Origin of the sequence: Pseudomonas caspiana, assembly GCF_040224095.2 — a bacterium.
Taxonomy (GTDB): Bacteria; Pseudomonadota; Gammaproteobacteria; order Pseudomonadales; family Pseudomonadaceae; genus Aquipseudomonas; species Aquipseudomonas caspiana.
The window spans coordinates 5,190,300-5,213,450 of sequence record NZ_CP167995.1 but is presented as its reverse complement, the minus strand read 5'-3'; the positions used below and the strand labels follow the sequence as shown (position 1 = coordinate 5,213,450).

Sequence of the window (23,151 nt, the reverse complement as noted above, 5' to 3'; positions counted from 1 at the left end):
GAGCAAGCTCACTCCTACAGATGTCGCGTTTTCTAGACGATAGTGTTACTTATTGGATCCAATATTTTGGCGCGATAGGCAATGCATACCCATGTTGGGAAGTATTTTTGACGTTTTATCAAGTTCGATGGCGCAAGCGGGTTAACGTATTGAAGTAGCGTGTACTTACTCTTAATAATTATCTATGTAAAAAGGGGGCGGTATCGTCAGCCCCCGACAAACTAATCAACCGAATCAACGTGGCGGATATTGCTCCAGAATCTTCGCAACCGTCTGCCGAATAGCCGTTTCGCGGGCGTTCGGGGCGTTGTCCTGGTTGAGGATGCGCTCGGTGCTGCCACGCCAGACCAGCTTCCCGTCTTTGCCGTCAAACAGGTCGATCTGCAGGGTGGTGACTTTGTAGTCCACGCTGCGGGTTTCGGTCATCGGCGCGTTCCAGTAGCCGTAACCACCCCAAGGGCCCCAGCCTCCACCGTAATTGGTACTGACCAGTTGCTGGCGGTTTTCCATGATCAGCCATGCCTGGACCTTCAGATCGCCGTTGGCACCGGATGGCGCCATGCGCAGGCCGCGCTGGTCGAGCTGCTCGCCGATTGACTGGCGAATACGCTGGTCGGTCAGGTCGCTTTTGATCCGAGGGTCATCCGGCTGATACTGCACGCCGGGCTCCTTCCAGCTCCAGCTGCGGTAGCCGCCAAAGTCACGACTGGCGTCGAAGTCACGATTGATCTGGTTGGTTTGGCACGCACTGAGCAGCACTAACAGGGACAGCAGAGCAAGACGGCGAAACATGGCAGTTCTCCGAAGATGTCAGGAAGGAGGATACGCGCTCAGAGCCTTTTGCACAGCTTGGCGAAGCGCCTTGGAGCGATCCGATTGATCACTGCCGTTACGCGTCTCGGCGCTGGCGCTCCACACCGGTTGGCCGTTGCGAGCGTCGAACAGGCTGATGCTGATGACGACTACCTGTTCTTGATAAGTGCGTACGATCGGCACGCTGGCATAACCGCCGTAACGGTTGCCGTACGGACCGTGGCCATAACCGATGCCGCTGCCGCCGTAGTAAGGATCGTAATAATCGTCACGCACCTGGCGCGTACGAATCTCCATGCGGGTTTGCGCGCTGACCTGCAGATCCGCTGGCTGTGTGCTCTGGACCGGACGTAGGCCCCGTTGGTCCAGGCCATTGCTTACGGCCTCGGCGATTTGTGCCGAATCAGCCCAGGCCGAACCGGGTGGCAATTGATTGTTGCGCCAGGTCCAGCTGCGATAACGAACGTAGTCACGAGGCGGGGCAGGGTACGCGCTCATGTCGACGGCATTGGCCGCCTGCGCGGGAGCCGGTGGCAGCGGATTGGAATCAGCGCGATAGGGGTTATCGGTCTGACAGGCAGCCAGACCGAGGAAGAGCGTAAACAATACGAGGCGGCGTTTCATCATGGCCTCCGCAAAGTGGCCTTCGAAGACAGGAAGCAGCGATCAGCAACGCCAGGCTGCCTGTGATCAGCCTGGCGATTTCGGTAGTCAGAGTGGGCGGCAGACCCAGTGCAGGTAACGACCCAATCCTGCATAGGCGGGATGCCGACGGTGCGCCAGTTCCATTTCCAGCAGGTCCACCAGTTCAGCCCGCGCCTGAAACTCTACTGGCATGTAGTCGTGAAACACTCTGACACCGCTTTGGGTTTCGACACGCCACAGCCCATCAAGTTGCGCCGCCAGTTCACGCGGATCAAGTGGCTGTTGTGGCGTCAGGCTTTGTTTCTCGCCTGCCATGACGTTCTTGCGCATTTTCTTGAAGTGACCTTTGAGCAAGTTGCGATAGATCAGCGCGTCGCGGTTGTAGAACGCCAGGGATAGCCAGCCATCGGTCTTGATCAGTTGCCGCAGTACCGGCAGGATGGTGTGGGGCTCGGCCAGCCATTCCAGCACGGCGTGACACAACACCAGATCGTAAGGCTCATGCAGCTGGCTGGTGAGTTCCTGCCATGGCGCTTGAATGAAAGTCGCGGTCTGGCCTGCATCGGCGAAACGTTGTCGAGCGCCTTCGAGCATCGGAGCGGCCGGTTCGGCGAGGGTGACCTCATGGCCACGTTCGGCCAGCCACAACGACATATGACCCAGCCCGGCGCCGATATCCAGCACGCGCAACGGGCGTTCGGGAAGCGCTTCAGTCAGGTCAGCCTGAAGTACCGCAAGGCGAATCGCGCCCTTGGCACCGCCGTAGATCTTTTCGGCGAAGCGGGTCGCCAGTTGGTCGAAGTGGCGATCACTCATTTGGCGAACCTGCGCTCGCTGTCGGCCAGTTTGCTGCGTACTACGGTGTCCATATCGATGCCCAGTTCGCTGCACAGCAGCAGTAGATAAAGAATGATATCGCCCACTTCCTGACCCGCATGCTCAAGCTTGTCGGATGGCAGCTGGCGAGACTGGTCTTCAGTCAACCACTGGAAGATCTCCACCAGCTCGGACATCTCTACGCTGGCGGCCATGGCCAGGTTCTTCGGACTATGAAACTGCTTCCAGTCGTTCTGATCGCGGATGCGGTGCAGGCGTTGGGTGAGTTCTTCTAGGTTCATGGGGTGTCCTGAGTATCAAAGAGTTTGTGTCTGGCCATGGTTATGCGGGGGATTCTATGTTGCCCTCGTCATCAGCGAATTCTGTGGGAGCAGAGCTTGCCCGCGATGAAGACTACGCGGTTTGATTTGGATCGCGTCCAGCCTTATCGCGGGCAAGCCCTGCTCCCACAGGCTTGGGCGTGGCGCGCCGCTTCATCCGGGAAGGCAGCACTTAAAGCCATGCATAAGCTGCGTATGAACCGGCGCCCTCGCGAATAAATTCGCTCCTACCTATCAGCGTTTGCAGGCCAACATCGAATCTCCCACAGAAGCGTTATGTTGACTCTGCTTCAACCACTCCAAAACCCCCAACCCCGCAGCCTTGCCACTGGCGAAGCATGCGGTGAGCAGGTAGCCACCGGTGGGGGCTTCCCAGTCGAGCATTTCACCGGCGCAGAATACGCCGGGCAGTGACTTGAGCATCAGGCGTTGGTCTATGGTTTCGAAGGTTACACCGCCTGCAGTGCTGATGGCTTCGTCCAGCGGGCGGGCTTTGATCAAGGGTAGCGGCAGGGCTTTCAATGCCTGGCTGAGTTGCGCTGGATCGTCGAAAGCTTCACGCGGGGCCAATTCGCGCAACAGGGCGGCTTTCACCCCATCGATACCCAACTGGCTATGCAAGTGCTTGGACATGGAGCGTGAGCCCCGGGGTTTTTCCAGGGCTTTTTGAATGGCGGAAGGCGTCTTACCCGGCAGCAGATCGATCAGCACGGTAGAAGAGCCCTGCTCATTGATCTCTTCACGAATCTGCGCCGACAGGGCATAGATCAGGCTGCCCTCTACGCCGGTGTCGGTGATCACACATTCACCCAAACGAGGCGTTTGGCCGCGCATACCGATACCAATGTTTTTCAACGGAGCGCCCGCGAACTTGCTGCGCAGCAACTCGCTCCATCCGGCCACTTCGAAACCGCAGTTGGCGGCTTGCAGCGTCTTGAGATCAACGCCTTGCTCGGCCAGCAGTGGCCACCATGCGCCGTCTGAGCCCAGGCGCGACCAGCTTGCGCCGCCAAGCGCCAGCACCAGCGCATCGGGGCTCAAGGTTGTTTCGCCTTCGGGATGAGCGATACGTACATCGCCCGCCGCGTCCCAGCCGAGCCAGCGATGTCGCGTATGGATCGTGACGCCGCTTTCACGCAAGCGCTTGAGCCAGGCTCGCAGCAGTGGTGCGGCCTTCATGTCCGTAGGGAAGACCCGCCCCGAACTGCCGACGAAGGTTTTGATACCCAGGCCGTGAATCCACGCACACAGGTCATCCGCGCCAAAACTGCGCAGCAAAGGAGCGATATCGCCAGAACGTTCCGCATAGCGGGAAAGGAAGGCAGGGTAGGGCTCGGAATGGGTGATGTTCATGCCACCGACGCCCGCCAATAGAAATTTGCGCCCCACCGAAGGCATGCTGTCGTACAGATCGACTTTGACCCCGGCCTGGCTTAACACCTCGGCTGCCATCAACCCCGCAGGGCCACCGCCGATGATGGCAACTGAGGGGGGGATGGTCGGCGTGATGTCAGTCATGGCGAGGTGCTTGTCTTTGCGGTTTGGTGGGGCATTCTACCTGCCTCGCAACATCTGTAGGAGAGCGCCGTCGCGCAGTTAACACAGATAGGTAGGAGCGCACGAGCACCGCGAGGCCGCGATGGCGGTGTATCAGACAGGACGCCGTCGCGGCCTCGCGGTGCTCGTGCGCTCCTACAGATCCTGCGCTGTGTCATGAGACAGAGTTCACAACCCCTCCGACACCCAGACCCGCTGTGCGCTGTGATGCAATATTCCATGCCGTCGCGCCAGGGCCTGTCGGTCTTTGCTGTAACCGCCGCCAATCACGCCCATGACCGGGATGTTGCGTCCGATGCAGTGGCGCAATACGGCTTCATCGCGGGCAGCCACCCCGGTGTCAGTCAACTTCAGATAACCCAGCGCATCATCCTGATGGACATCGACGCCGGCATCGTAGAGCACCAGATCTGGCTGATAGAACGGCAACAGGTAGTTGAGCAGGTCATCGACGACTTTCAGGTATTCGCCATCGCCCATGCCCATCGGCAGCGGTATGTCCCAGTCGCTTTCGGCTTTACGCGCCGGGAAGTTCTTTTCGCAGTGCAGCGAGACAGTGATGGCGTCCTCGGTATCAGCAAGAATCCGCGCGGTGCCGTCGCCTTGGTGCACGTCGCAGTCGAAGATCAATACTTTGTCGACGCGACCGCTTTGCAGCAGGTACTGACTGATCACCGCCAGATCGTTAAAAATGCAGAAGCCGGCCGGATAGTCGTAATGCGCGTGGTGGGTGCCACCCGCCAGATGACACGCCAGTCCATGCTGGAGGGCTTGTTCAGCGGTCAGCAACGAACCGCCCACGGCGCGTACGGTACGCCGCGCCAGGTCCTCACTCCATGGCAGGCCCAGACGACGCTGATCTTCACGGGACAACTCACCTTCCATATAACGGCGTATATAAGAAGGGTCATGAGCCAGTGCCAGAATGTCATTCGGGCAGATCTGCGGGCGCAGCAGGGCGGCGTCGCTGGTCAGGCCGCTGTCGATCAGGTGATCGTGCAGCAGGCGGAACTTGTCCATGGGGAAACGATGGTCAGCCGGAAAGTCCGGGCTGTAATCTTCGTGATAGATGAGTGGCAGGGACATTTTGCGTCCGGTCAGAGGTCGAAGCCGGATAGTGCCAGCATTGCCCCCTGAACGCCCAGCTTTGTGGCTTGCCGCAGAGCTACACTGGCCGACACAGTGACTGACCGGTTAATGGAGAAACCGATGGAGCCGATTCTGAAACTCGAGAGCGCGCGATTGTTGATGCGCCAATGGCGAGACGACGATTTAGCCGCATTTGCTGATATGTGCGCAGATCCCCACGTCATGCGTTATTTCCCGGAGCCTTTGAGTCGGCTGGAAAGTGCTGCATTGATTGGTCGTATCCGTGGGGACTTTGCCGAGCTGGGTTTTGGCTTGTGGGCGCTGGAGCGCAAGGACACGGGAGAATTCATCGGGTTTACCGGGCTGAGTGTGGTGAGTTTTGAGTCGCACTTCACGCCTGCGATAGAAATCGGCTGGCGTCTGGCTCGCGAACACTGGGGGCTTGGCTATGCCAGCGAAGCCGCCTGGACTGCGCTGGGCTGCGGTTTCGAGCATTTGGGGGTGGATGAGATCGTGTCGTTCACTGCACAAAGCAACGAGCCATCGCAAAAAGTCATGCAGGCTATTGGCATGACCACCGACTCCGTCGACGACTTCAACCATCCGCAGCTGGCGGCGGGGCATCCATTGCAACCTCACGTGCTGTATCGCATTACGCGCCAACAATGGCTGGATACGCTGCAAGCTTGAAAAGGCTCGCGGTGTTAATTTCTGTATCATTTCAGCTAGTGTCACGCTTGAAGCGCCGGCGAACAGTTTTGTGCAAGGAGTAATGAATGAGCCAAGTGTTGGATGATCTGGTTGCGCTGTTGAGCCTGGAACCGATTGAAGAGAACCTGTTCCGTGGTCGCAGCCAGGACCTTGGTTTTCGCCAACTGTTCGGTGGGCAGGTGTTGGGCCAGTCGTTGTCGGCGGCGAGTCAGACAGTAGAAGATGCACGGCACGTGCACTCGTTACACGGTTATTTTCTGCGTCCGGGTGATGCCGGTTTGCCGGTGGTGTATCAGGTGGACCGGGTTCGCGATGGTGGCAGTTTCAGCACCCGCCGGGTAACGGCGATCCAGAAAGGCCAGCCGATCTTTACCTGCAGCGCTTCGTTTCAGTACGACGAGCAGGGGTTCGAGCACCAGACGTCGATGCCGCAGATCGTCGGCCCGGAAAACCTGCCTTCGGAACTGGAGTTGATGCAACAACGCGCGCACCTGATCCCCGAATCCATGCGCGACAAGATGCTCTGCCCCAAGCCTATCGAGTTTCGCCCGGTCACCGCTGTCGATCCTTACAACCCGCAGCCCACCGAGGCTGTGAAGTACATCTGGTTCCGTACCGATGGCGCACTGCCGGAAGTGCCTGCGCTGCACAAATACCTGATGGCTTATGCCTCGGACTTCAACCTGCTCACCACTTCGTTGCTGCCGCATGGCAAGACGGTCTGGCAGAAAGACATGCAGGTTGCGAGCCTCGACCATTCGCTGTGGTTCCACGGTGATCTGCGTGCGGATGACTGGTTGTTGTACGCCATGGACAGCCCATGGGCTGGCAATTCCCGTGGTTTCTCCCGTGGAAGTGTGTACAACCGTGCCGGGCAACTGGTGGCGTCGGTCAGTCAGGAAGGTTTGATTCGTCATCGCAAGGATTGGGCATGAGTCTTTCCGGGATTCGCCACTGGGTATTCGACATGGACGGCACGCTGACCGTGGCTGCCCATGACTTCCCGGCGATCAAGCGTGCGCTGGATATCCCGCAGGATCACGACATTCTGGGGCATCTCGCTGCACTGCCTGCTGATGTCGCCGCAGCCAAGCATGCCTGGCTGTTGGAGCATGAGCGGGAACTGGCTCTGGCTTCGCAACCTGCGCCGGGCGCTGTTGAGCTGGTCCGGGATCTGGCCGGGCGTGGTTATCGTCTGGGTATCCTGACGCGCAACGCCCGGGAACTGGCCCACGAAACGCTGGAGGCTATCGGTCTGGCGGACTGTTTTGCGGTGGAGGACATTCTTGGTCGTGACGAAGCCCCGCACAAACCTGATCCCGCGGGCTTGCTGCACTTTGCCAGTGCGTGGCAGGTGCCTGCCGCGCAGATGGTCATGGTGGGGGATTACCGCTTTGATCTGGATTGCGGGCGGGCGGCTGGCACAAAGACCATTCTGGTCAACCTGCCGGAAAATCCCTGGCCGGAATTGGCGGACTGGCATGCGCAGGATTGTGGGGAATTGAGGGCACTGCTGGATTGATCACAACTTCAAAAAAACATCCGAATCTTTGGATTTGAACGCCATCCTCTGTGGGAGCCGGGCTTGCCCGCGAAAAGGCTGGACGCGATCTAAAGTGAACCGCGTCCAGCTTTATCGCGGGCAAGCCCGGCTCCCACAAGGTTTATCTGCTTCAGATTCAAAAATCCTTGAACAAAACCGCCTGCCCCTGTGGTGAGGTAAACATCCCATCGCCGCTGTGGCCGACGTTCGGCACCACGATGAGGCGCTGATTCAGGCCTTCTGGATGGCGTTTCTGCAGGTACTTGAAGTAGTTCTCACCGCGCTCCAGACGCTGGGCACCTTGTGCTTCTGCACCGCAGGTCTTGTCCAGAGCCGGGTGTTTCGGGTCGGTGTCATGCTGGCCGAGCAGATAGGTCACGTCGCGTTTCACGTAATCGTCTTCGATGTCAGCGGCTTTGATTTTGCCCGCATAAGGCGGCATGCCGTTCAGACCGTATTTCCACTCATTAAAGCCCGGGCAACTGGCTTTGGTCACGGGAACCGGCCTTTCGGTATCGAAATAGGCATACGACGAAGGGTTAGCGATCACGTAGCGCAGCTTGATGCCTTCTTTGGTCAGCAGTACATCTTCCTTGCCGCCCAGCATCACGTAACGCTGAACCACCTGCGCACCTCCGGAATGCCCGGCGATGACAATTTCCTTGAGGTTCGGGAACAGCTTGCTGTCGCTCAGGCGACGCAGGATATGGTCGATGACCAGAAACGAGCTGACCGGTTTGGGCCCAACAGCGTTTTCACCTGCCATCCATTGGTTGCCATGCCAACGCAACACGTTGTCGCCCATGTGGTGCGCGGTGATGTCTTTCTCATCAAGGAATTGCGGCGCAATGAGCAGGGTTTTGTTGCGCTGTTTCGACTGATTGGCGGCGCGCTCGATGCTGCGCAGATAAGTCGGTGCGTTACGCAACCGGCCATGCAGCACGATCACCGCCCTTTCAATCTGCGGCCGGGGCTGTTTCCAGTTGAGACTCAAGCCCAGCGTTGCCTGAGCGCCATTGATCGTCAGGCGCTCCGGGCTGATGGATTTGACCGCCTGATCCTCGGCGTGAGCGTTGAAACTCAGAAGGGTGCTTAACGACAGGATCAGTAGCGGTTTTATCATGTGATCAGAGGCTCTTGGCGGCGAACGTGTCGCATTGATTGAGTTGACCCTGGGCAAAGCCGGTTTTGAACCAGCGAACCCGTTGGGCGGACGTCCCGTGAGTAAACGAGTCTGGCACTACTCGGCCTTGACCCTGTTGCTGAAGTCGGTCATCGCCAATGGCGTTAGCTGCGTTCAGCGCTTCTTCAATATCACCCGGCTCGAGCCAGTTCAAACGCTTTTGTGCGTTATAGGCCCAAACACCTGCCAGACAGTCAGCCTGTAGCTCCTGGCGAACCAGCAAACCGTTGCTGCCTTCCATGCGCTGACCACTTCTGCGGGCTGCGTCGACTTTTTCTGAAACCCCCAGCAAGGTTTGCACATGGTGGCCTACTTCGTGAGCAATCACGTAAGCCTGAGCAAAATCACCCGCCGCTTTGAAGCGTTGTGACATTTCGCGGAAGAACTCCATGTCCAGATAGACCTTCTGGTCGGCAGGGCAGTAGAACGGTCCGCTGGCCGATGTGGCAAATCCACACGCGGACTGCACCTGGCCGCTGAACAGCACCAGCGTCGGATCTTTATATTGGCGGCCGCCCAGTTGAAAGGCTGCGCGCCAGGTGTCTTCGGTGTCGCCGAGAATCGACCGAACGAACTCCGCCTGTTCATCGTTGGCCGGTGGAGCCTGGCGGGTCTGGCTGGACGTTGGGGCTTGTGTCGCCTGGCCGGTGAGCTGGCCGAGAATCTGCATCGGGTCCTGACCGGTCAACAGGCCGATGGCCACGATGATGATCACGCCGCCGATACCGAGTCCCTTGCCTCCTATGCGCATCCCACCGCCGCCGCTGCTGCCGTCACGTGCGTCCACGACGTTATCGCTGCGCCGACCCTTTTTCCATTGCATGTGGGAATCCTCTTCTTATCCTGTAAGGAGTGTCGCTGCTACCCACACACTGCGCCAGTCCGATTGTCAGACGCATTAGCTGAATGGGAGTTGAACGACGTACATCTAGCGCAGGAGTAGAGAGGGGCGTGGGGCAATTAGTTCGCGGTCATGCGGGAGTAAATCAGGCGCGTATGACACGCTGCTGGTTTTTCACCGAGTTCATGAATGCCTGCATCGCTGAAGACTGCACGCGATGGCGGCGGGTGATCAGGCCGTAAGGCGGCAGACGGGCTTCAAATTTGATCGGCAGCACCGCCAGCAGATCCCGACCGGGATAGTCCTCGACCACTGAAACCGGCGTCACGCCGAGCATGTCAGTCTGCTGCACCAGCGACAGCAAAGTCATGATCGACGTGGTTTCAACAATGCTGCTGGGGATGTCGACCCGTGCGTTATGGAACACCTGATTGATGATCGAGCGCATCGGACTCGGATGCTGTTGCAGCACCCAGGTCATGTTTTGCATGTCGGCCCAGCCCAGATGCGTCGCGTTGGCCATTGGGTGCCTGGCGCCCGCAACCACGCATAGCTCTTCTTCGCCCAGGCTGTCGAACAACAGTTCTTCGGAACGGGCGCCGCCAGGAATTCGACCAAGCACCACGTCCAGTTGGTCTTGCAGCAACGCCTGAACCAGCACATCGCTGGTGTCGACCTGAATACTCATGGACAGGCGCGGATGGCTTTTCTTCAATTCGGCGATGGTCCGGGTCAGCAGGCCCGAAGCCAGGGCTGGAATCGCGCCCACTGCGACCCGGCCCAGGTTGCCGGACTCCAGCGCGACCAGCTCTTCACGCATGCCGCTCAGTTCGGCAAACACCATGCGCGCGTAATAGATGACGGTTTCGCCGAACTGCGTGGCGCGCATGCCCCGTGGCAGACGCTCAAACAGTTCGACACCGAGCAAGTCTTCCGCTTCGTGAAGCATCTTGGTCGCGGCGGGCTGTGTCATGCCGATGTTGTCGGCAGCCCGCCGTAACGAACCCAACTCCTGAAGCGCCAGCATCAACCGCAACTGACGCAGGCGCAGGCGGCTGTGAATAACGTTGGCATCAGGAATTCGGGTCATGGGCGTTGCTCGCAGAAAAGTCTGGGGCTGAGCCTGACAAGAAATGTCCGGTGTTGCCAGCCCCTTACTGTTCATAGCGCTGATTTCGCTTTGGCGTTTTGACGCGTGCGCCAGCCCAATGCGTTTCTGACGCCGCTGGAAATCAGCGGCCAGAACAGCATCAGCAGGGCCGCAGTCGTCAGGCTGCCCACCAATGGGTTGGACCAGAAAATGCCTAATTGCCCATCGGAAAACAGCATCGATTGGCGGAATGCATCCTCGGCCTTGTCACCCAGAACAGCCGCCAGTACCAGCGGTGCGATCGGGTAACCGAGCTTCTTGAACACATAGCCCAAGGCACCGAAGGCCAGCATCAGCCCGACATCAAACAGCGAGTTGTGCACCGAGTACGCGCCAATTGCGCAGATCATGATGATGATCGGGGCAATGATCGAGAACGGAATGCGCAGGATCGAAGCGAACAGCGGCACGGTTGCAAGTACGACGATCAGACTGACCACGTTACCCAGATACATGCTGGCGATCAGGCCCCAGACAAAGTCGTGCTGTTCGACAAACAGCGTCGGGCCGGGATGCAGACCCCAGATCATCAAGCCGCCCATCATCACTGCCGCCGTGGCCGAACCAGGAATGCCCAGGGTCAGCATCGGCAACAGGGCGCTTGTGCCAGCAGCGTGATCCGCCGTTTCCGGCGCAATAACGCCTTCGACTTCACCCTTGCCAAAGTTGTCGCGGTTTTTCGAGAAGCGCCGCGCCAGGCTGTAACCCATGAACGACGCTGCCGTCGGGCCGCCCGGTGTAATGCCCATCCAGCAACCCACCAGCGTGCTACGCAAAATCGTCAGCCAGTAACGCGGCAACCTGGCCCAGGTGCGCAAAATGGTCATGGGCGTGATGCGCGCATGCTCGCCCCGGAACACCAGGCCTTCTTCAACGGTGCAAAGAATTTCACCGATACCGAACAGGCCGATCACCGCTACTTCGAAGCTGATCCCGGTCATCAGCACCGGTTGGTCGAAGGTCAGACGCAGGTTGCCGGACACGGTGTCCATACCGACCGCCGCCATGGCAAAGCCGATCATCATCGCGACCACGGTTTTCAGCGGCGGGTTCTTGCTCATGCCGATGAACGTACAGAACGCCAGCAAATACACCGCGAAGAATTCCGGTGAGCTGAAGGACATGGCGAATTCGGCGATGCGTGTCGACAAAAACGTCAGCAACAGCACACCCGCCAGCGCGCCGATCAGTGCCGAACTGAACGCCGCAGTCAGCGCCTCGGCCGCTCTACCGTCGCGGGCCATGGGGTAGCCGTCAAAGGTGGTCGCCACCGATGACGGCTCGCCGGGAATGTTGAACAGGATCGAAGTGATCGACCCGCCGAACAAAGCCCCCCAATACATGCACGACAGAAGAATGATGGCCGAGACGGGGGACATGGTGAAGGTTAGCGGCAACAGCAGGGCAACGCCATTCGGAGCACCGAGGCCAGGCAATACGCCGACCAGAATGCCCAGCAGCACGCCAACGACCATCAGCCCGATATGGCCGGGGGTGAGGATCAGGTTCATGCCGTGCAGCAGGGAGTCGAACTCGCTCATTGCATCGATCTCCCGGCCATTGCCAGCCAGTCACCGACCGGACCTGCGTCCAGTGGAACCTTGAACCACAGCGCGAAGATCAGGTAGCTGGCCAGGACCGCCCCGCCAGATACCGAACAGATCATCAATTTGCCGTAGGGCTTGGCGCGCACCCGGTCGTGCCACATGAACCAGGCGATGAACACCACCGAGGCCATGTAAATGCCGGTGAACGGCATGGCCGCCACGAACAGGGCTATAGGGATGAACACCGACAGCACCTGACGGAATTGACCACGGCTGACAAACGAAACGCTTAGCGCTTGCCAGCGAATTAGCGTCAGGACGACGTTGCCCAGACTGGCGCAGCTCAGCAGCAAGCCAATGTAGAAGGGGAAATAACCCGGCTCGGGACCGGCGTCGCCCCAGCCAATGCCTTGGTCGAGGCTGCCGTACATCACGACGGCGCCAATCAGCAGGGTGAACAGCGCCAGCCCGAACTCGACCCAGCGAGTGCCGACCAGCGCAGATGTTTCAGAAGAATGGGGCATGGAACACCTCCAGATATAACTGCCGGGCGAACACCCGGCAGTGGGGCCCGATCAGTCAGTTCACTCGCGCAGCCAGCCAGCATCCTTGAACACCGGCGTAACGCGGGCCGTGTCCTGCTGGATGTAGGCACTCAGTTGCTCGCCTTCGAGGAAGGTCGGCACCAGTGCGTTCTGTTTCACGTAGGCCTTGAATTCAGGCGCCTCGGAGACTTTGCGCATCAGCTCGGTATAGAACGCGCGCTGTTCTGTGGTGACTTTGCCAGGCATGAACACGGTGCGCGGGAAGCGATATTGCTCAACGCCCAGGCCTTGCTCGTGGCAAGTCGGTACGTCGGCCCAGGATTTATCTCCGGCTACTTTTTCGGTGTAGCCCATGCGCTCTTTACTGAACACGCACAGCGGCTGGACCTGATCACCGCGCCACTGGCTGATGCTTTCGCTCGGGTTGTTCACGTTGGCGGCGATGTGCTTACCGGCCAGTTGGGTGGAGGCTTCGCTGCCGCTTTTGAAAGGGATGTAAACCAGTTTGCTGCCAGTGGTTTTGTTCAGCAGCAGGGTCAGGGTCTGGTCGACGTCCTTGGACTGGCTGCCGCCCATGCGCAGCTTGGACGGATCGGCCTTGACCGCTTCGTAGAAGCTTTTGGCGTCTTTCCAGGGCGCGTCTTTGTAGGTCCAGAGGATGAAGTCGTCTTCCGCGACGGCGGCAACCGGGGTCAGTTCTTGCCATTGATAACCAAGCTTGGAGACCAGTGGCAGCAGGTAAATGTTGTTGGTGCCGATCACCAGTTTGTCGGCATCGCCTTCGGACATTTTGATGTCCAGAAACGCCTCGGCCCCGTTACCGCCGCCTTTGTTGAGGACCACGGTGTTGACGTCCAGCAGCTTGTGAGTGGTGATGATTGACTGGATCAGACGACCTAGTTGATCAGTCCCGCCACCAGGGCCACCGGCGACGATGATTTCAACGTTCTTGTCGGGTTGCCAGGCATTGGCCAGAGCGGGAAGGGTGCCAGCGCAAACAAGTGAACAGCCGAGCAGAAGACGGGACACGCGTCGAAGGGATGCGGTTCGCATGATGATGAAACCTCTATTTCTTGTAATTGTTTTTTGAGCGATCTGCCGGATACGGGGACCGGCAAATCTTGGGTCGAGTGTGGGAAGCTATTGCGGTGGCGTCTACTCAAAACATCAGATACACCGATAGCCTGGGGTTATCGGTTGGGTATCTTGAGGTTGCAAATCAGAATCTGTGGGGTGTTTATATCTTCTGCCCGGCGATGCCCTGTAGGAGCAGAGCTTGCTCGCGATAAGGCTGGACGCGATCCAAAGTGAACCTATCCAGCCTTATCGCGAGCAAGCTCTGCTCCCACAAAGAATCCATATTGGCCGTTCGTTTTTGACATATCTCTGGGTTATCACCGTATGTATTTTTTTGATTAGACGGTTATCGCTTCGCCTTTGATAGTGAGCGCCACAGCAACACCTACAACAACAATAAAAAAACGAGGTACGCACCATGGATCGTTCCAGTGCACCCGTGCATCTGTCTGACGCAGGTGTCGTTTCTGCTCCCGCCAACCCGGCGGTCGCCACCACTGCCCGAGCCACTTCGGTGCGCTGGCGGATCTTTGCCATCATCTTTCTGCTGACCATGGTCAACCTGATCGACCGGGTCTCGCTATCCATCGCCATGCCCACCATCGCCAAAGAGTTCGAGCTGTCACCGAGCATGCAGGGCCTGATCCTCAGCAGTTTTTTCTGGGCGTATGCGCTGCTGCAGATTCCAGGTGGCTGGATGATCGACCGCTTCGGCCCGCGTCGTGTGATCACTTGGTCCACCGGTTTGTGGGGCACCTTCCAAGTGTTGGCAGGTTTCGCAACAGGCGGTATTTCGCTGCTGTTTGCGCGGATGTTTCTTGGCGCTGCTGAAGCGCCATTGTTCCCGTCGGGCGGCAAGCTGATTTCGCTGTGGCTGGCCCCAAGCGAACGCAGTCGCGGTGCGGTAATGATGGACAGCGGCAGCCCGCTGGGCGTGGCGCTCGGCGGTTTGATCATTGCCTATCTGATTGCCACGCTGGACTCCTGGCGGATGGCATTCGTCATCGCCGGTGTCGCGACCTTATTGCTGGGCTGGGTCTCATGGCGTTATCTGCGTGATGATCCATCGGTTCATCCGCAGGTCAATCAGGCCGAGCTGGACAAGATTAATGCGGGTCGCGCCACACCGGCTGCCGAGGCAGCCCGCGCTCCCGTCAAAGGCTTGGGTATCGCCGCTCGTTCGCTGACCGGTCTGCTGATCGGGCGTTCCAGTTGGGCGATGGTCTATTTCGGTCTGCTGACTTGGGGGCCGAGCTATCTGGCTCAGGCCCGTGGCTTTGATATCAAAGGCATTGGCGCGGCAACGTTCGTGATCTTCATTTGCGGCGCGCTCGGCTCGCTCACCGGTGGTTTCCTGTGTGACGGCCTGATTCGCAAGGGCGTGCGCCGAGGCCTGGCGGTCAAAGGCCTGCTGACCTTTTCCGGTCTGATTGCCCTGGCCGCGCTGGTGATGCTGCCGACCCTGAGCAACCCGTTCGCTGCGGTCGGGCTGTTGGCGATGACCGCGTTCTTCCTGATGTGGGGCAGCCTGTACTGGAGTTTCCCGGCGTTGCTGGCGGCACCGGCCCGCGTCGGCCTGATCGGCGGCGTGATGAATCTGGCGGGCAGCATCGGCGGGATCTTCGTGCCGATTCTGGTCGGGGTGATCCTGCAGTTCTTCGGTGGCTTCGGCGCAGTACTCGCTTTCTTTGCCTTTTGCGCCGCACTGTTTGTTCTGGCCACCTTGTTTATCAGCCTGGATGGGCAGCAGGAGGTGGCTGATGTCTGAGTTGTGGAGCGGGCCAATCGTCGATGCTCACCATCATTTCTGGGACCCGCAGGTCAATCATCATCCCTGGCTGGCCCCAGAAGCCAACATCCCGTTTCGCTATGGTGATTATTCAGCGATCAAGCGTCGCTACCTGCCGCCAGAGTATTTTGCCGACGCCGGTGAACATCAGGTTGTACAGACCGTGTACGTCGAAACCGAATGGGACCCGCGTGACCCGATTGGTGAGACGCATTTTGTCGAGCAACTGGCCGTTCGTTATGGGGTGCCCAATGCCATCGTTGCGCAGGCTTGGCTGGATCATCCGGATGCCGTGGATGTGCTTCGTGCCCAGGCGGCATTTCAATGCGTGCGCAGCGTCAGGCACAAACCTGAAGGGCCGACATCGCCGGAGCAGGTCGGCACGCATCGCAGCCTGATGAGCGACGAGCACTGGCGGCGCAGTTTTGCTGCCTTGCACGGTCTGGGTCTGCATTTCGATTTGCAGACGCCCTGGTGGAATCTGCCCGAAGCTGAGCTGCTGGCGCGAGACTTCCCGGACACCACCATCATTCTCAACCATGCGGGGCTGCCTTCTGATCGCAGCGAGCAAGGCCTGGCCGGTTGGCATGCTGCGATGAGCCAACTGGCCGAGCAGCCTAATGTCGTCGTGAAGATTTCAGGCCTGGGTCAGCCGGGTAAACCTTGGCGCGCCGAGGACAACGCGTGGATCGTCCGGGAAATCATCGCCATGTTCGGCGCAGACCGGGCGATGTTCGCCAGTAACTTTCCGGTCGACAGCCTGTGCGGCTCGTTCGACGACATTTACAGCGGCTTCAAGCAGATCGTTCGCGACTTGCCTGTCGCCGACCAGCAACAGCTTTTTTACAGCAATGCGCGACGTATTTACCGTTGCGAGCCTTCAGCCACTGCACAGACGTGGCCCGAACAGATGAGGAATCAAGCATGAGCAAGACTCGAATTGCGATGGTATTGGGTGACCCGGCCGGTATCGGTCCTGAACTGATTGCCCGTTTACTGGCCGAGCCGCAGGTGCGCAGCCAGGCCCAGGTGATCCTGATTGCTGATGAAGCCGAAATGCTGCGCGGCATGCAGATTGCCGGTAAGGAATTTCCCTATCGTCAGGTTGAGTCTCTGCAAGACCTGAATTTCAGCGACGACACGCCGCTGTTCTTCAACTATCGCGGCGATGCGGTGGGTGAATTCCCGCGCAGCGAAGCCAGTGTCATCGGTGGGCGCTATTGCCTGGATACGCTGAAAATCGCTGTTGAACTAACCGCAGCAAAAACCACCGATGCCGTGTTGTTCGGGCCATTGAACAAGACCTCGCTGCACATGGCGGGCATGGCCCACAGTGACGAACTGCACTGGTTTGCCGAGCTGCTGGGTTTCGACGGGCCGTTCTGTGAGTTCAACGTGCTGGATAATCTCTGGACCTCCCGCGTGACCTCCCACGTGGCGCTGTCGGCGGTGCCGGGCATGCTCAATCAGAATCGCGTTGTCGAAGCGATTCGTCTGATCGACACCGCACTCAAACGCAACGGCCTTGAGCGTCCGCGTATCGGCGTTTGCGGCCTCAATCCGCACAACGGCGACAACGGTTCGTTTGGCCGTGAAGAGCTGGACATCATCGGCCCAGCTGTGAAAACCGCGCAGGCGCAGGGCATTGCGGCGGATGGGCCGTACCCCGGCGATACGATCTTCCTCAAGGTGCAGGGCGATGCCAGTGCATTCGATGCGGTGGTGACGATGTACCACGACCAGGGGCAGATCGCGATCAAACTGATGGGCTTCTCCCGTGGCGTGACGGTGCAGGGCGGTTTGCCGATCCCGATTACCACACCTGCCCATGGCACCGCGTTTGATATTGCGGGGCAGGGCAAGGCCAATGTCGGCGCTATACGCCAGGCGTTCGAAATTGCTTGCCGGATGGGGCGCAGCACCTACTGATTCAACCCGGATTAAAACTGTGGGAGCGGTGCTTGCCCGCGATAAGGCTGGATGCGATCTAACGTGAATCGCGTCCAGCCTTATCGCGGGCAAGCCCAGCTCCCACCGTTCTTTTTTCAAGCCGATAACTTTGCAGTTAAAGATATTGGTGAAGTGATCACCCCAAGCTATCACTGGATACGCATAAGTGATTAGCCGACGCCTCTCTCAGCTGGCTAAATTTCCCCATCGACTTGTCGATCAACAACTACAAAAAGCCGGTCCCGCGCCATGCAGGACATACCGGCACACAAGGAAAAGCAGCCCATGAAAATCAAAGCGATTCGTACCCGTGTCTTCGAATGGAAAGGCAAGGTCGTTCCTCCCCAAGCGCACTTCTGCACCAACGCCAGCGATATCCTTTTCGAACGTGGCGATGCCATGGGCTCGTTCCGTTTTCATGGCTGGCTGGTGGTGGAAATTGAAACCGACACTGGTCTGGTCGGTATCGGTAACTGCGCGCTGGCGCCGCGTGTGGCGAAGGAAATCATCGATACGTACCTGGCCCCCATCGCCATTGGCGAAGACCCGTTCGACAACGAATACATCTGGCAGAAGATGTATCGCCAGAGTCATGCCTGGGGCCGTAAAGGCATCGGCATGGCGGCCATCTCGGCCATCGATATCGCCATCTGGGACATCATGGGCAAGGCCGTGAACAAGCCGGTCTTCAAACTGCTGGGCGGGCGTACCAAGGAAAAGATCTGGACCTACGCCTCCAAGCTCTACGCCAATGACAACCTCGACCTGTTCCTCGAAGAAGCTCAGGGCTATCTGAATCAGGGTTTCACCGCGCTGAAAATGCGCTTCGGTTACGGCCCGAAAGACGGCCCCGCAGGCATGCGTCGCAACATCGAGCAGGTACGTGCGCTGCGTGAGCTCGCTGGCCCGGACGTGGACATCATGCTCGAATGCTACATGGGCTGGACGCTGGAATACGCTCGCCGCATGTTGCCGAAACTGGCCGAGTTCGAGCCGCGCTGGCTGGAAGAGCCAGTGATTGCCGATGACATCGAAGGCTATATCGAGCTGAAGAAGATGAACATCATGCCGATCTCCGGCGGCGAGCATGAATTCACTTCGTACGGCTTCAAGGACCTGCTGGAACGCCGTGCTGTAGATGTGATCCAGTACGACACCAACCGCGTCGGCGGTATCACCGCTGCCCGCAAGATCAACGCCATGGCCGAAGCCTGGTCAGTGCCGGTGATTCCTCATGCCGGGCAGATGCACAACTACCACCTGACCATGTCCACCACCGCCTCGCCGATGGCCGAGTTCTTCCCGGTGTTCGATGTCGAGGTGGGTAACGAGTTGTTCTACTACGTGTTCAAGGGCGAGCCGCAGCCGGTCAACGGTTATATCCAGCTGGATGACAACAAACCGGGCCTTGGGCTGGAAATCTCCGATGAGTATCTGAGTGATTTCAACATTATTGAATGATGTAAGGCATCGCGGGTTAACGGCGAACCCTGTGGGGGCAGAGCTTGCTCGCGATAAGGCTGAACGCGATTCACTTTAGATCGCGTCCAGCCTTATCGCGGGCAAGCCCAGCTCCCACAAGGGGTTGCGCTTTGCAGGCTACTATCTGGAGATTTCCCCCCATGCGCCTTATCCAATTCGAAACCCAATCGGGTCAACGCCAGGTCGGCATCGTCGATGGCAACTTGATCAACGTAGTACGTGCAACCCAAAGCACCCGCGAACTGGCCCTCGCCGCCATTCGCACCGGTAAAAGCCTGGCCGATGAAGTGGCCAGCCGTGGCACTGAGGCCGGTCCTGATTACGCATCGCTGTTAAAAAACCAAAAGATTCTGCCGCCACTCGATCACGAAGACCCGGCGCACTGCCTGATCAGCGGCACTGGCCTGACTCACTTGGGCAGCGCCTCCGCGCGAGACAAGATGCACCAGCATGACGGCCAGGTCGAAGCCGGCATGACTGACACCATGAAGATCTTCAAGTGGGGCATCGAAGGCGGTAAACCCGCTGCCGGTCAGGTCGGTGCTCAGCCGGAATGGTTCTACAAAGGCGATGGCAGCATCGTCGTGCGGCCGGGGGCTGATTTTCCGGTGCCGTCATTTGCTGAAGATGCGGGCGAAGAACCTGAGCTGACGGGCCTGTATGTGATCGGCGACGATGGTCAGCCGTATCGTTTGGGGTATGCCTTGGGCAACGAGTTTTCCGATCACGTCATGGAGCGCCGCAACTACCTGTATCTGGCGCATTCCAAGCTGCGCTATTGCGCGTACGGTCCGGAATTGCGGGTGGGCGAATTACCACGGCATCTGTCCGGTATGAGTCGCGTTCTGCGTGACGGGCAGGTGTTGTGGGAGAAGGAGTTCCTGAGTGGCGAAGACAACATGTGCCACAGCCTGGCGAACCTTGAATATCACCACTTCAAGTACGCGCAGTTCCTGCGTCCGGGGGATGTGCACATTCACTACTTCGGTACTGCGACTTTGTCGTTTGCGGACGGGGTGAAGACCCAGCCGGGTGATCGTTTCCAGATCAGCCTTGATGCGTTTGGTGCGCCGTTGGAGAACGGGATTGGTGAAGGGCCAGGTGCGGTGGGGATTGGGCAGATAAAAGCGTTGTGAGGAGATGCTGAGATTCCTGTGGGAGCAGAGCTTGCTCGCGATAAGGCTGGACTCGGTCCAAAGTGAACTGCGTCCAGCAAGCTCTGCTCCCACAAGGAATTAGCGTCTGACGAGTAAAACCCCGGATTCCATATGGTGGGTATACGGGAACTGGTCGAACAGCGCGCAACGCTCGACACGGTGAGTGTCGTGGAGTTGGGCGATGTTGGCGGCCAGGGTTTCCGGGTTGCAGGAAATGTACAGAATGCGCTCGAAGCGGCGCGTCAGCTCGCAAGTGTCCGGGTCCATACCGGCGCGGGGCGGGTCGACGAAGACGCTGCCGAAGTCGTAGCTCTTCAGATCCACGCCATTCAGGCGACGGAACGGACGCACTTCATTGAGCGCCTGAGTCAGCTCTTCCGCAGACAGACGCACCAGCGTGACGTTATCCACGGCGTTATCGGCCAGGTTGCTCAGTGCGGCATTAACCGAAGTCTTGCTGATTTCGGTGGCCAGCACTTTGCGTACTCGGGTCGCCAACGGCAGGGTGAAGTTGCCGTTGCCGCAATACAACTCCAGCAAATCATCTTCACGGTCGCCCAATGCCGCGTAGGCCCAGTCGAGCATTTTCTGGTTCACGGTACCGTTTGGCTGAGTGAACGCGCCTTCAGGCTGACGGTAAGTGAAGGTGCGACCGGCGACTTCAAGTTCTTCAGTCACGTAATCACGACCTATTACCAGACGCTGGCCTTTGGAGCGACCGATCAGGCTCACGTCCAGGTCAGCGGCCAGCTTTTCAGCTTCGGCCAGCCACTCGTCATCGAGCGGGCGGTGATAACACATTGTGATCATCGCATCGCCTGCCAGTGTGGTCAGGAAGTCCACCTGGAACAGCTTGTGGTTAAGCACCTTGCTGGCTTCCCAGCGGTCACGCAGTACTGGCATCAATGCGTTGATGCGCAGGCTGGCAATCGGCAAACCATCGAGCAGAATCGGGTTCTTGTTATCGCCGGGGGTGAACATCGCGTAGTGACGCTTCTGGTCTTCGCGCCACAGGCGGAACTCGGCGCGCAGCCGGTAGTTTGCCTTGGGCGAGTCAAACACCTGAGGTTCAGGCGCGTCAAACGGAGCCAGCAGTTCACGCAGGCGATCGGCTTTGGCCTGGAGCTGAGTGTCATAGCTCGCAGGATCGAACGGAATACTTGCACTCATGCCGGAAACCAACCCAATTTGATAACGAACAGAATCGACAGGATCACCAGCGCGGGATTCAGCTCACGCCACTGGCCCGACAACAGTTTGATACCTGTCCAGGCGATGAAACCAAAAGCAATGCCGTTGGCGATGGAGTAGGTGAATGGCATCGCCAGCGCAGTAATAACGACGGGCGCAGCGACCGACAGATCATCCCAATCGATTTCCGCCAGCCCGGAGGTCATCAGAACCGCCACGAACAGCAGCGCCGGGGCAGTGGCGAACGCTGGAACGCTGCTCGCCAATGGGGCGAAGAACAACGCCAGCAGGAACAGGACCGCAACGACAATGGCGGTCAAGCCGGTACGCCCGCCAGCACTGACGCCTGCCGCCGATTCGATATAGCTGGTGGTGGTCGAAGTACCCAGCAGCGAACCGGCCATGGCGGCGGTGCTGTCGGCGATCAGCGCACGGCCCATTTTCGGCATGTGACCGTTCTTGTCCATCAGCCCGGCGCGTTTGGCGACGCCGATCAGCGTGCCGGAGTTGTCGAACAGGTCCACGAACAGGAAGGCGAAGATCACGCTGATCAGGCCGACATCAAAGGCGCCTTTGATGTCCAGTTGCAGGAAGGTCGGGGCCAGGGATGGTGGCATCGACACCACGCCACCGAAAGGCGTGAAGCCCAGCAGAATCGAGACAATGGTTACGGCCAGAATGCCGATCAGCACGGCGCCACGCACCTTGAGTTTTTCCAGGGCAACAATCAGGAAGAAGCCCAGCGTGGCGAGTACCGGTGCGGGTTGCTTCAGATCACCCATGCCGACCATGGTGGCCGGGTTGCTGACCACGATGCCAGCGTTGTGCAGGGCGATCAGCGCCAGGAACAGGCCGATACCGGCGGCAATCGCCGAGCGCAGTGGCAGCGGAATGCTGTTGATGATCCATTCACGGATACGAAAGATCGACAGGACAAAGAACATCACCGCCGAAATGAATACCGCGCCCAGTGCCACCTGCCAGGTATGGCCCATGTGTAGCACAACGGTGTAAGTAAAGAACGCGTTCAGGCCCATGCCCGGTGCCAGGGCAATCGGGTAGTTGGCTATGATGCCCATGGTCGCCGAGCCAATCGCGGCGGCCAGACAGGTGGCGACGAACAGCGCGCCTTTGTCCATGCCGGTCGCGCCGAGGATGCTCGGGTTGACGAACAGGATGTAGGCCATGGCCAGAAAGGTCGTGACGCCCGCGAGAATCTCGGTGCGCACGTTGGTGTTGTGTGCCTTGAGTTGAAACAGCCGTTCCAGCATGTCTGGCTCCCCGGTGACGCGCCTGCGTCGTGAATGAATCGACTAGAACAGCAAAGCACAGACTGCCGAAGCGGCCCGCGGATTTTGTACCGGTCGGAAAAAGCCGCGCATGATACCAGTCGAACGGGTTTGTGACTGCCTGCCGATGAATGGTGTGCTGTTGCATTCATTCTTAAGATTTTCTGACACAGCGCTGGACAGCGGTTCGCTGTAGATCAAAACGGCTGCATCGCGAGCAAGCACCGCGCCCACAGGTCCAGCGTCTGACTCAAATGCTTGTGTGAATCCAGTCCAATAGGCTGGCGTGGATCCTGTGGGAGCCGGGCTTGCCCGCGATACATCAGACGCAGCCAGAAGACTCACTGCATTGTCGTTTATCGCCCGGATGCCATCCAAGTCACGCACAACCCACTGGATCAACACTCATCAACAAACCCTGAACGATTCCAAAAC

22 protein-coding genes are annotated in these 23,151 nt (G+C 58.8%); 8 read left to right on the top strand and 14 right to left on the bottom strand.

The window, feature by feature from the left end; translation table 11 throughout:
• Positions 1–234: 234 nt before the first annotated feature.
• From ABRP31_RS23675 to ABRP31_RS23650, 6 genes are all read right to left on the bottom strand, one after another.
• Positions 235–792 (bottom strand): DUF4136 domain-containing protein, encoded by a 558-nt coding sequence (locus tag ABRP31_RS23675; RefSeq protein ID WP_095101792.1) that lies wholly within the window; start codon positions 790–792, stop codon positions 235–237.
• An 18-nt stretch (positions 793–810) separates the two neighbouring features.
• Positions 811–1,437 (bottom strand): DUF4136 domain-containing protein, encoded by a 627-nt coding sequence (locus ABRP31_RS23670; RefSeq protein ID WP_349972446.1) that lies wholly within the window; start codon positions 1,435–1,437, stop codon positions 811–813.
• Between the two features lie 87 nt (positions 1,438–1,524).
• A complete protein-coding gene (locus ABRP31_RS23665) occupies positions 1,525–2,274 on the bottom strand; it encodes a methyltransferase (RefSeq protein WP_349972445.1) in 750 nt (249 codons plus the stop codon).
• Positions 2,271–2,576 (bottom strand): nucleotide pyrophosphohydrolase, encoded by a 306-nt coding sequence (locus ABRP31_RS23660; RefSeq protein ID WP_087274509.1) that lies wholly within the window; start codon positions 2,574–2,576, stop codon positions 2,271–2,273. Before ABRP31_RS23660 ends, ABRP31_RS23665 begins: the two co-directional genes overlap by 4 nt.
• Positions 2,577–2,849: 273 nt before the next feature.
• The gene (locus ABRP31_RS23655; RefSeq protein WP_349972444.1) at positions 2,850–4,133 is read right to left on the bottom strand and encodes a TIGR03862 family flavoprotein; all 1,284 of its coding nucleotides are present in this window, start codon (positions 4,131–4,133) and stop codon (positions 2,850–2,852) included.
• Between the two features lie 207 nt (positions 4,134–4,340).
• On the bottom strand, positions 4,341–5,258 hold the full coding sequence (locus tag ABRP31_RS23650; RefSeq protein WP_349972554.1) for a histone deacetylase: 918 nt from the start codon (positions 5,256–5,258) through the stop codon (positions 4,341–4,343).
• A 123-nt stretch (positions 5,259–5,381) separates the two neighbouring features.
• On the opposite strand from ABRP31_RS23650, the gene ABRP31_RS23645 reads away from it, so the two are divergent.
• The 3 genes from ABRP31_RS23645 to ABRP31_RS23635 all read left to right on the top strand — a co-directional run bounded on the left by ABRP31_RS23645 (position 5,382) and on the right by ABRP31_RS23635 (position 7,494).
• Entirely contained in the window at positions 5,382–5,951 is a 570-nt protein-coding gene (locus tag ABRP31_RS23645) for a GNAT family N-acetyltransferase (RefSeq protein WP_087274501.1), read from the top strand.
• 86 nt (positions 5,952–6,037) lie between these two features.
• A complete protein-coding gene (gene tesB, locus ABRP31_RS23640; protein ID WP_087274500.1) occupies positions 6,038–6,907 on the top strand; it encodes an acyl-CoA thioesterase II in 870 nt (289 codons plus the stop codon).
• A complete protein-coding gene (locus ABRP31_RS23635; protein WP_349972555.1) occupies positions 6,904–7,494 on the top strand; it encodes an HAD family hydrolase in 591 nt (196 codons plus the stop codon). The genes tesB and ABRP31_RS23635 overlap by 4 nt, the downstream gene beginning before the upstream one ends.
• A gap of 157 nt (positions 7,495–7,651) precedes the next feature.
• On the opposite strand, the gene ABRP31_RS23630 is transcribed toward ABRP31_RS23635, so the two are convergent.
• The 6 genes from ABRP31_RS23630 to ABRP31_RS23605 form a co-directional block, all read right to left on the bottom strand.
• Entirely contained in the window at positions 7,652–8,638 is a 987-nt protein-coding gene (locus tag ABRP31_RS23630) for a hypothetical protein (protein ID WP_087272566.1), read from the bottom strand.
• 4 nt (positions 8,639–8,642) lie between these two features.
• A complete protein-coding gene (locus ABRP31_RS23625; protein ID WP_087272569.1) occupies positions 8,643–9,521 on the bottom strand; it encodes a neutral zinc metallopeptidase in 879 nt (292 codons plus the stop codon).
• 163 nt (positions 9,522–9,684) lie between these two features.
• The gene (locus ABRP31_RS23620; protein ID WP_349972556.1) at positions 9,685–10,629 is read right to left on the bottom strand and encodes a LysR family transcriptional regulator; all 945 of its coding nucleotides are present in this window, start codon (positions 10,627–10,629) and stop codon (positions 9,685–9,687) included.
• 71 nt (positions 10,630–10,700) lie between these two features.
• Positions 10,701–12,230 (bottom strand): tripartite tricarboxylate transporter permease, encoded by a 1,530-nt coding sequence (locus ABRP31_RS23615; RefSeq protein WP_349972557.1) that lies wholly within the window; start codon positions 12,228–12,230, stop codon positions 10,701–10,703.
• Positions 12,227–12,760, bottom strand: coding sequence for a tripartite tricarboxylate transporter TctB family protein (locus ABRP31_RS23610; RefSeq protein ID WP_087272575.1), 534 nt, complete (start codon positions 12,758–12,760; stop codon positions 12,227–12,229). The genes ABRP31_RS23615 and ABRP31_RS23610 overlap by 4 nt, the downstream gene beginning before the upstream one ends.
• A 60-nt stretch (positions 12,761–12,820) precedes the next feature.
• Positions 12,821–13,834, bottom strand: coding sequence for a tripartite tricarboxylate transporter substrate binding protein (locus ABRP31_RS23605; protein WP_087272578.1), 1,014 nt, complete (start codon positions 13,832–13,834; stop codon positions 12,821–12,823).
• A gap of 442 nt (positions 13,835–14,276) precedes the next feature.
• On the opposite strand from ABRP31_RS23605, the gene ABRP31_RS23600 reads away from it, so the two are divergent.
• The 5 genes from ABRP31_RS23600 to araD1 all read left to right on the top strand — a co-directional run bounded on the left by ABRP31_RS23600 (position 14,277) and on the right by araD1 (position 20,215).
• Complete coding sequence (locus ABRP31_RS23600; RefSeq protein ID WP_349972558.1) at positions 14,277–15,626, top strand: MFS transporter; 1,350 nt, start codon at positions 14,277–14,279, stop codon at positions 15,624–15,626.
• Positions 15,619–16,575 (top strand): amidohydrolase, encoded by a 957-nt coding sequence (locus tag ABRP31_RS23595; protein WP_349972560.1) that lies wholly within the window; start codon positions 15,619–15,621, stop codon positions 16,573–16,575. The genes ABRP31_RS23600 and ABRP31_RS23595 overlap by 8 nt, the downstream gene beginning before the upstream one ends.
• Complete coding sequence (locus ABRP31_RS23590) at positions 16,572–17,576, top strand: 4-hydroxythreonine-4-phosphate dehydrogenase PdxA (RefSeq protein ID WP_349972561.1); 1,005 nt, start codon at positions 16,572–16,574, stop codon at positions 17,574–17,576. The genes ABRP31_RS23595 and ABRP31_RS23590 overlap by 4 nt, the downstream gene beginning before the upstream one ends.
• 306 nt (positions 17,577–17,882) lie before the next feature.
• Positions 17,883–19,058 (top strand): L-rhamnonate dehydratase, encoded by a 1,176-nt coding sequence (locus tag ABRP31_RS23585; RefSeq protein ID WP_032627344.1) that lies wholly within the window; start codon positions 17,883–17,885, stop codon positions 19,056–19,058.
• Between the two features lie 161 nt (positions 19,059–19,219).
• Complete coding sequence (araD1, locus tag ABRP31_RS23580) at positions 19,220–20,215, top strand: AraD1 family protein (protein WP_349972562.1); 996 nt, start codon at positions 19,220–19,222, stop codon at positions 20,213–20,215.
• A gap of 99 nt (positions 20,216–20,314) precedes the next feature.
• Here the strand turns inward: araD1 and trmA are convergent, their stop codons facing one another.
• Positions 20,315–21,406: a tRNA (uridine(54)-C5)-methyltransferase TrmA gene (trmA, locus tag ABRP31_RS23575; protein ID WP_087272592.1), complete on the bottom strand. Its 1,092-nt coding sequence runs from the start codon at positions 21,404–21,406 to the stop codon at positions 20,315–20,317.
• Complete coding sequence (locus ABRP31_RS23570) at positions 21,403–22,698, bottom strand: NCS2 family permease (RefSeq protein ID WP_087272596.1); 1,296 nt, start codon at positions 22,696–22,698, stop codon at positions 21,403–21,405. Before ABRP31_RS23570 ends, trmA begins: the two co-directional genes overlap by 4 nt.
• Between the last annotated feature and the right edge of the window lie 453 nt (positions 22,699–23,151).